Below are 8,582 nucleotides of genomic sequence, written 5' to 3'. Positions count from 1 at the left end.
CTCGGTACGCACGGACATGAAGTCGTACGACCACACATGCCCCGCCCGCAGCGCTGGCAACGCCCACAAGGCATGCTCATCCGAACCCAACGCCTTCTGACCAGCACCTTTACGCCGCGAGGGCACCTGCAACCCCTCCGCCCGCCACAACCGCTCGACCCGTTTGACGTTGACCTGCCAGCCATCCGCGACCAGCCCCGCATGGACCCGCCGATACCCCCACCGCGGATGAGCGTCGGCGATCACGCGCATCGCGGCCACCAGGCGCGCCTCGAAGTCCGACGCCACCGGCACGTACCGCTGGCTCGAGCGATGCTGCCCCACCACCAAGCAGGCACGCCGCTCCGACACCTTGAAACGGCGCACCAGCCGCGCCACGGCAGCCCGGCGGCGAGCCGGGCTCACCAATTTCCCCGGGTCAAGTCCTTCAACATGCTGATGTCCAGAGCCTGCTCCGCCACGATGCGCTTCAAACGGGCATTCTCGGCCTCCAGAGCCTTCAACCGCTGCGCCTCGTCCTCCTTCAGCGCCCCGTACTTGAGTCGCCACCGATAGAACGTCTGATCCGAGATCCCCAACCGCTTGCACGCCGCCGGAATCGACATCCCCTGCGCCTGAAGCTTCTCCATCTCCCGCAGCTTCGCCACGATCTGCTCCGTCGTGTACCGCTTCGCAGCCGCCACCTCACACCTCCACAAGCACTCTCACCATTGGACAAGACTCACAGAAGAAACGGACCAAAAAACGGGGGGCAGGACAGTGAGGAAGCTCGGCGTCCACCAGCAACGATGCGGAGGTCCCCATGTCGACCAAGGAAGACGCGTCCCTGATGACCCAGCTGCTCCAGTGGCATACGTCGGCCGGAGGGATGGAGGCCTCGATGGCGCTGATGTCCCCCGACTTCGACGCGGACTCCGCCAGCGTGCTGGACAAGCCCGTGTTCGTGATGCTCATGATGGGCGAGACGGTCGGCACCTACGTCAAGCAGGGTGTGCTCGACGCGGGCCTCGTCTACGACCTGTGGGCCGTGGGACTCATGTGGAGCCGCGTCGCCCCTGCGGCGCTGCGCCAGCGCGAGGAGTACGGGGTCCCGGCGCTGTGGGAGAACTTCGAGGCCCTGGCCAAGGGCGAGCTCGGCTGACGCCTGACGCGGAGAGAGCGCGGCGCCTATCCGACGCCCGTGGCGGCCAGGAAGAATCCGAGCGTGATCCCGGTGGACCATGATGGGGCCGTGCGGAGACGTGGGTGGGCGGTCGCGGTCGGGATCGGCGGCGTGCTGCTCGCGCTCGTCTTCGTGCGCCTGTCCCTCGCGTGGTCGGACCGCCAGCCCTACGTGCGCGAGGTCACCGAGCCCCGCTACCTCGTCTTCATCGCGATCGCCGGGCTGATCGTCCTCTCCGGCCTCGCCGTGGCGGTGCGGGTGTGGCGCGGCTCGGGTCGCGACGACCGGGACTGATCGTCGCGCGGGCGCCACGCCCGCGCGCCCTCGATGCCCTGCCTCACCTGCCCGCCCGACGGCGGCGGCTACGGCATGTACGAGATCTCCGGGAGCAGCCGGTGGCGCAGCTGATCCGCCACCCGCAGGCCGGTCGGCTCGTCACCGTCGGGCGGTGGCGCCCCGAAGTCGATCCAGTTCAACCCCACCGCGTCCTCCAGCCCCGGGCAGAAGTCCGGCAGCGCCTCGTCGGGATCGATGAGGTAGCCGCCGGTGGCCGGCCCGGCGCAGAAGAAGCTGGTGCCGAGAGAGGTGTGCCCGGGGTCGTCGACCGTCAGCAGATGCGTGTTGCCGAGCAGCTCGGACACCGCGACAGCGCCCTCGTAGCGGGTCGCAGGGTCGTAGAGGTTGCCGATGACCAGCACCTGGCTGGGCGTGGTCGCGCCGAAGCCGTCCGCGCCGTCGTAGCGGTCGTCGTCCTCACGCGGCCACTGGGCGCACGGGCTCGAGGCCCAGTCCCAGATCTTCGCGAAGTACGGATCGGGATCGGCGATCCCGGTGTCCTGCCACACCGCGTAGTCCGTCGGGTTGCGGGTGTCGCTGCAGCCCACCGCGGGGAACGCTTCCACGAAGTTGTCGTACTGCGGGAAGCCACGCTTGCTGACGAGCGCCGTCTCCGTCTCGAGCTCACGGAGGAAGGCACCCATGTCGCCCGGCGGCGCGCCGGCCTCGACGAGCGAGAGCAGCTCGCCCAGGAAGTAGTAGTCGAACGGGTTGTAGAGGATGCTCAGCGTGATCGCGATGACGTCCTGCTTAGCCAGCACGAAGGTCTCGCCGACGAACGGGTCGAACACCTCGAGCGGAGAGTCCTCGAGGCGCTCGATGATCTCCTCGAAGCGTGCCGCGGCGTCGCCCGACGTGCCGTCGGAGATCAGGCAGCTGCCGTCGCCGCCGTCGCCCGGGGTCGCATCGCACAGCTCGAAGAACTTCTGCAGCGCGGCGCCGGCGCCCAGGTCCGAGCGCAGCCCGGTCGAGAACGGGATCTCCGCCTCCTCGTTGGTCCACGCCTCCGGGTCCAACACACCGTCGATGACCATCGCCCGGACGTTGTCGGGGAAGAGGTTCGCGTAGACGGTGCCCAGGAACGACCCGTAGGAGAGGCCGAGGTAGTTCAGGCCCGCGTCGCCGACCGCCTCGCGCAGAAGGTCCAGGTCACGCGCGACGTTCGCGGTGGACATATGCTCGCTCGGCCGCTTGGTGCCGCTCGCGCAGGCCTCGGCGAGCAACGCGTCGCCGGCGATCTGCGCCGCGACCTCGTCCTCGCTGATCGGATAGGCGGCCCACGGGAACACCTCCACGGCCTGACCGACGTTGCCGAAGCACTTGAGCGCGCTGCTGCGGCCCACGCCGCGCGGATCCATGCCGATGATGTCGAAGCCCGCGCGGACGCCGGGGTCCAGCTCGAGCCCCGCGAACGGGCCGAAGAAGACCGCGAAGTCGACCCCGGAGCCGCCGGGGCCGCCCGGGTTCACGAACAGGGAGCCGATCCGCTCCGCCTCGGGTCCCGAGGCGGGGAGCCGTACGAGCGACAGCTGGATGGTGGGCCCGTTCGGCCGGTCGTAGTCCAACGGCACCGGCACGGTCGCGCACTCGTACGACACCTCGGGCTGACCGAGCAACGCCATATCGACGTTGATCTCCGTCGCGAGCTTCTTGTAGCAGGGCGACCAGGAGATCTTGGGCGCCTCACCCGGCGGAGCGCCGGACGCCGCGGGGATTCCCACGGCGAGGGTCGAGACCAGCAGCGCGGCGAGGGCCGCGACGGTGCGGAACACTGGCTTGCTCATCAGGAGCCCCCCTACGGACGACGCCAGTTGGCACGAGTCTCGGCACCGTCGTGCGGGGATGTCAACGGGCGCGGCCCCGATCGCACACCTACCTCGCACAACGCGAATACCAGGCGCTTTCTGTTCCCGCGACCATTGCGGGAGCGGCGATATGAGCCGTCACACGAACCACGGCGCCCTCCGCGTGGCCATGGAGAGGTGGCATCGCGAGCGGCCGGCGCCGGGCCGGACTCACGACGCCACCCCACGCCGCGCATCGTCGCCGCTGCTAGACGACGAGCAGCTTCTCCGCCTCGGGCACCTCGAGGCGTGCCCTCGCGCGGAGACCCGCGCGGACGACGACCGCGAGCGCCGCCACGTGGATGGCCGTGAAGAGGACGCTGGGCACGTAGGCGATCTCGATCTGCGCCGCGAAGGCCAGCCCGATGTCCCACAGGTGCAGGACCACCGGCACCGCGAAGACGATCCAGTCGCGGCGAAGGTCGAGCGGGCGGTCGAGCTTCGCGTACCGCAGCACCAGGAACGCCGCGACGGAGAGGTTGACGACGAGCATGATCCACTCCGCCGCCAGCACCCCCTGGCCGCCGAGCGGCCACGCGTAGAGCAGGAAGAGGTTGATGGGCGACACGAGCACGATGAGCGAGGGGACGATCGCGACCAGAGGTCCTCCGGTACGGAGCCAGCCGATGTCCTTGCGCTCCGCCAGGCGCTGGATCAGCGCGACCGCGAAGCAGTAGTACAGGATCATCGTGAACCAGCCGGAGAAGTTGAACACCGGGATCCCGAAGAAGCCGCCGTCGTAGGACATGGTCCAGTTCCACTGGCCCGAGGCGACGCCGTCGATGGTGTGCAGGTCGAAGACGTTCGAGGGGTCGACGGTCATGTCCTGGATCGAGCCCCACAGCCCGGCGAGGAACGGTGCGACCCACCAGGGCAGCCGCAGATGCTCGGCGACCCACAGCGCGCAGTACACACCTACCGCCTCGACGAAGAGGATGCTCAGCGGCACGTTCCCAATCATCATGATCCGGTCGGTCGAGTAGTCGTAGATGTGCTGCCAGACGCCGATGTTCTCGAACGTGGCCGCGAAGATGACGAAGCCCAGCACCGTGAGCACGTGACGGGTCGCGTCGGGGCGCCGTGTCGCATGGATGAGCGTGGCGACGAAGACGACGACCGAGAGGACCTCGAAGAGGAACCAGGAGACGGGGGTGCCGAAGATCATGAGCATTCCTTCGCGGACCGGTAGTAGTTTTTGTCGGGCGGCAAAAAGGTAGCATAGCGGCGTGAACGCCAGCGATCCCGTGACCGAGGGCCCGGGTGCGGCGCGCGCACGCGCCCGCACCGGACGGCCGCCCAAGCTCAGCCGCGAGCGCATCGTCGCCGCGGCGCGGGGGATCGACCACGAGGCGCTCACGCTCACCTCGGTGGCGGATGCCCTGGGCGTCGCGCGCAACGCGGTCGCGTACCACGTCGGCAGCCGCGAGGACCTGCTCGGCCTGGTGGTGGAGAGCGAGCTGTCGGAGCGGCTCGCGACGCTCGAGGTGCCCGTCGACGACTGGCGGGCGGCCATCGTCGCGGCATCGGAGGGCATGCTCGCCGCCCTGGTCGAGTGCGGACCGCCCGCCCTCGCGATCACGCGCGCGCCGCGCACGGGCTTCCTGGGTCCGTCCGAGCAGCTCCTCACCGCGCTCACCCGCGCCGGCTTCGCCGATGCGGTGGCCGGACGCACGCTCGCGATGCTCGCGGAGGTCGTCTACGCCGCGGCGCGCTACACGCTCGAGGCGGCCGGGGCGGGCGAGCGCCCGCTCGAGCGGGACCTCGGCGCCGTGAGCGCCGGCGCGGCCGACCGGTTCCCGACGTTCGTGCGCGTCTTCGGCGAGTCCTGGTCGCAGCAGGAGCAGCTGCGCTTCGCTCTCGACCTCGTCGTCGCGGGCCTCGAGGCCCAGCACCCCGCCGCCGGCTGATCCGCCCCGCGCGCGCTCGCCGCGCGGCGGCGCGATGATGGAAGGAACGACACGGCGTCCGTCGGACCCGGCCGGGCGCGCCGCGCGACCGCAAGGGAGAGCGCGATGACCACGCACGCAGACGTTCCATCGAAGGGCCTGTCCGACCGCGCGACGGCGACGGCGGTCGGCGTCCTCTACATCCTCGGCACGGCGGCCGGGGTCGCCAGCGTCGCCGCGACCGGCGGCGGCCTGGAGGGGCCCGACTACCTCGCGAGCGCGGACGAGCTCGGGAGCGGGCTCGCCGTCGGCGCGCTGCTCGTCCTGCTCATGGGGCTGTCGCTCGCGTTCATCCCGATCGTGGCCTTCCCGGTGCTGAGGCGCGTCAGCGAGCGGCTCGCGGCGGGCTTCCTCGTCTTCCGCGGCGCCCTCGAGACCACCTGGTACATCGTCACCGCCATGACGTGGCTCACCCTGTTCCGGATGGCGGCGGACGGCGCCGCATCGTCCGGGGACGCGGGCGGCATGCTGTTCGAGGCGGGCGAGACGGGCGGCATGCTCCAGAGCCTCGTGTTCGTCACCGGCGCCGCGATGTTCTACTGGGCGCTGTACCGCGCGCGCCTGGTCCCGCGATGGCTGTCCGGCTGGGGGCTGCTCGCGCTCGTGCCCTACGCGGCCGTCGCGATCCTGGGGCTGCTCGAGGTCCTCGACGTGATGTCCAGCACCGCGGTGGGGCTGCAGATGCCGCTCGCGCTCCAGGAGATGGTGCTCGCGGTGTGGCTGATCGTGCGGGGGTTCGCGCACCGGACGACGGGCTGACCCCCTCACGTGACCCGCCCGCCGCCCGCGGCGCTACGAGGCGGCGCTGAGCCCGCCTCGCCCCGCGCCCGCGCGCCACTCGCGCGGCGTCATCCCATGCTGGCGCCGGAACGCACGCGTGAACGTGGTCGCATCGTCGAAGCCCGCGCCCGCCGCGATCTCGCCGATGGACCGGTGCGCGTGCTCCGGGTCCGTGAGCCGGCTCGCGGCGAGCTCGAGGCGATGCCGTCGGAGGTAGTCGCTGGGCGTCGTGCCCACCTCCTCGAACACGTGGTAGACCGTGCGGCGCGAGATGAAGAACTCGGCCGCGATGTCGTCGACGTGGACGCGGGGCAGGTTCACGGACACGAAGTCCTCGATCGCGCGGAGCAGGCCGCCGCGCGTGCGGGGCAGCACCCGGGCGCCCTCGGCGGAGGCCCTGATCATGGTCGCGGCGAGGTCCTTGGTCACCTCGGCAGCGTCGGAGGCGCTCGGCCCGCCCGCGGCGCCCTGCCGATGCAGGTCGAGCGCGTAGGTGAAGAACACCCGCGTCGCGTCGCTCGCCGGCACGGTGAGGTGGCTCAGGCCCTCGGACATGGCCGTGCGCGGGGCGTCGAGCGCGGCCCGCGAGACCTGCACGATGAGCTGGCGCTGGCCCGGCTCGGAGTAGTCGAGGTAGTACGGCGCATCGGTCGCGTACATCGACGCGGTGCCCGGCCGCACCGACACCATCCGGCGGCCCTGGCGCACCGTCCCCCGCGACGCGACCTGGAGCGACAGGTGGAGCGCGTCGCCCTCGGCCCGGGCGGCGAGCCGCTCGGACCGGTCGACGGTGTGCCCGTCGGTGGCCACGGCCGAGATCGAGATGCTGTCGTCGAGCTCGAGCTGGTCCATGCGGCCGCTGAAGCCGGGCTCGAACGCGCCGCAGTTGATGGGGATGAAGCAGCGGCTGACGACGTCCTGCCACGCGTCCGCGCTCGCTGCCGCGAGAACCACCATCACCGCCTCCTTGCGCTGATTCTCGAAACGTAGGTCGGCGCTCCCGCAGTGTCAACAATCTTGTCCACAATGTTATGAAGGTGCCGCCCGGCCGGGAGGGGTCAGAACGGGTAGGTGGCGATCCGCCCCTGCATCGTCACCCACTGCGTGTCGGTGAACGCCTCGATGTTCGCCTCATGCCCGCCGAAGCGGGCCCCCGTGCCCGAGGCCCCGACGCCGCCGAAGGGCGCCTGCGCCTCGTCGTCCACCGTCTGGTCGTTGATGTGGACGATGCCGCTCGACATGCGCTCCGCGAGCTCGAAGGCGGCGTACGCGTCGCCCGTGAGCAGCCCGAGCGACAGCCCGTACTCCGAGGAGTTGACGAGACGCACGAGCTCGTCGGTGGTCGAGAAGGTGGAGATCGAGGCGACGGGGCCGAAGATCTCCTCGTCGAAGGACGCGTGGCCGGGCACCACGTCGGCGAGGACCGTCGGCTGGTAGAAGAGCGCCTCGTACGTGCCGCCCACGGTGAGCCGGGCGCCCGCATCGACGCTGCGCGTCACGACCGAGTGGACCTTGTCGCGCTGCACGGCGTCGATGATCGGGCCCAGCGGGGCGCCCGTGGACGGCGGTCCGGCGGGGATCCTGGCCGCCTTCTCCGTGAGCAGCTCGACGTAGCGGTCGTACAGGCTCTCGTGGACGAGGTGGCGGCCCGTGGTCATGCAGATCTGGCCCTGGTTGAGGAAGGACCCCCACGCGCCGGCCGAGGCGGCGGCCTCCACGTCGGCGTCCTCGAGCACCGCGAGCGCGTTGTTGCCTCCCAGCTCGAGGTGGACGCGCTTGAGCAGCTGCCCGCCGCGCGCCGCGATCGCGCGGCCGGCCGGGGTGGACCCCGTGAAGGAGATCACGGGGATCCGCGGCTCGTCGACGAGCGCCGCCCCCACGTCCGCGCCGCCGGGCACCACGTTGAGCACGCCCACCGGCAGGCCCGCCTCCTCGAGCACGGCGGCCAGCAGCAGCCCGCCCGCGATCGTGGTGCGGGGATCCGGCTTGAGCACCACCGCGTTGCCCAGCGCGAGCGCGGGCGCGACGGAGCGCATCGACAGGATCGCCGGGAAGTTGAACGGGGAGATCACGCCCACGACGCCGACCGGCACGCGCCGCGCGAGGCTCAGGCGCGGGCGTCCGCTGCGCAGCAGCTGGCCGTACGGGACCAGCGCCGTCGCGGACGCGAGGTGCAGCTCCGACAGGACCAGGCCCACCTCGAAGGCGGCCTTGCCGGGAGCGGACCCGACCTCGTCCTGGAGCCAGCGCTCGAGCACCGGCGCGTGGGACTCGAGGATGGCCGCGGCGCGGCGCATCACCGCCGCGCGCTCCTCGGCCGAGGTGGCCGCCCACGTGCGCTGCGCGCTCACCGCGAGGTCGGTCGCGGTCTCGATGTCCGCCGAGGTGCCGACCGCGTAGGACGCGAGACGCTCGCCGGTCGACGGCGACACCGCATCGGTCGTGGCGCCGAGCTCGGTCCATCCGCCCAGGTAGGTACGGCCCTCCCAGGTCGACTGCTCGAAGAATCCCATG

General features: G+C 71.1%; 10 protein-coding genes. 4 read left to right on the top strand and 6 right to left on the bottom strand.

What is annotated here, in order from left to right:
- Together AOM07_RS12685 and AOM07_RS12680 are read right to left on the bottom strand one after the other, a co-directional pair.
- The coding region (locus tag AOM07_RS12685) for an IS3 family transposase (RefSeq protein WP_156171938.1) at nt 1-366 on the bottom strand (366 nt) is incomplete at its 3' end.
- A gap of 35 nt (nt 367-401) precedes the next feature.
- A complete protein-coding gene (locus tag AOM07_RS12680; RefSeq protein ID WP_082099438.1) occupies nt 402-683 on the bottom strand; it encodes a transposase in 282 nt (93 codons plus the stop codon).
- 119 nt (nt 684-802) lie between these two features.
- Between AOM07_RS12680 and AOM07_RS12675 the strand changes: the two genes are divergently transcribed.
- Nucleotides 803-1,141, top strand: coding sequence for a DUF4760 domain-containing protein (locus tag AOM07_RS12675; protein WP_062314371.1), 339 nt, complete (start codon nt 803-805; stop codon nt 1,139-1,141).
- Between the two features lie 90 nt (nt 1,142-1,231).
- A complete protein-coding gene (locus AOM07_RS12670; RefSeq protein WP_062314369.1) occupies nt 1,232-1,456 on the top strand; it encodes a hypothetical protein in 225 nt (74 codons plus the stop codon).
- A gap of 68 nt (nt 1,457-1,524) precedes the next feature.
- Here AOM07_RS12670 and AOM07_RS12665 read toward each other — a convergent pair whose 3' ends face one another.
- Nucleotides 1,525-3,282 carry an alpha/beta hydrolase gene (locus AOM07_RS12665; protein WP_084830307.1) on the bottom strand — a complete coding sequence of 586 codons (1,758 nt, stop codon included), beginning with the start codon at nt 3,280-3,282 and terminating at the stop codon, nt 1,525-1,527.
- 268 nt (nt 3,283-3,550) lie between these two features.
- Nucleotides 3,551-4,507: a carotenoid biosynthesis protein gene (locus AOM07_RS12660; RefSeq protein WP_062314365.1), complete on the bottom strand. Its 957-nt coding sequence runs from the start codon at nt 4,505-4,507 to the stop codon at nt 3,551-3,553.
- A 61-nt stretch (nt 4,508-4,568) separates the two neighbouring features.
- On the opposite strand from AOM07_RS12660, the gene AOM07_RS14995 reads away from it, so the two are divergent.
- The gene (locus AOM07_RS14995) at nt 4,569-5,249 is read left to right on the top strand and encodes a TetR/AcrR family transcriptional regulator C-terminal domain-containing protein (RefSeq protein WP_062314362.1); all 681 of its coding nucleotides are present in this window, start codon (nt 4,569-4,571) and stop codon (nt 5,247-5,249) included.
- Nucleotides 5,250-5,354: 105 nt separating this feature from the next.
- Nucleotides 5,355-6,047, top strand: coding sequence for a DUF4386 domain-containing protein (locus AOM07_RS12650; protein ID WP_062314360.1), 693 nt, complete (start codon nt 5,355-5,357; stop codon nt 6,045-6,047).
- A gap of 33 nt (nt 6,048-6,080) precedes the next feature.
- On the opposite strand, the gene AOM07_RS12645 is transcribed toward AOM07_RS12650, so the two are convergent.
- Together AOM07_RS12645 and AOM07_RS12640 are read right to left on the bottom strand one after the other, a co-directional pair.
- Nucleotides 6,081-7,025: an AraC family transcriptional regulator gene (locus AOM07_RS12645; RefSeq protein ID WP_062314359.1), complete on the bottom strand. Its 945-nt coding sequence runs from the start codon at nt 7,023-7,025 to the stop codon at nt 6,081-6,083.
- A gap of 101 nt (nt 7,026-7,126) precedes the next feature.
- Entirely contained in the window at nt 7,127-8,581 is a 1,455-nt protein-coding gene (locus AOM07_RS12640) for an aldehyde dehydrogenase family protein (RefSeq protein ID WP_062314357.1), read from the bottom strand.
- Nucleotide 8,582 lies beyond the last annotated feature (1 nt).

The organism is Demequina rhizosphaerae (assembly GCF_000971255.1).
Classification (GTDB): Bacteria; Actinomycetota; Actinomycetes; order Actinomycetales; family Demequinaceae; genus Demequina; species Demequina rhizosphaerae.
This window is presented reverse-complemented; position numbering and strand designations above follow the sequence as displayed.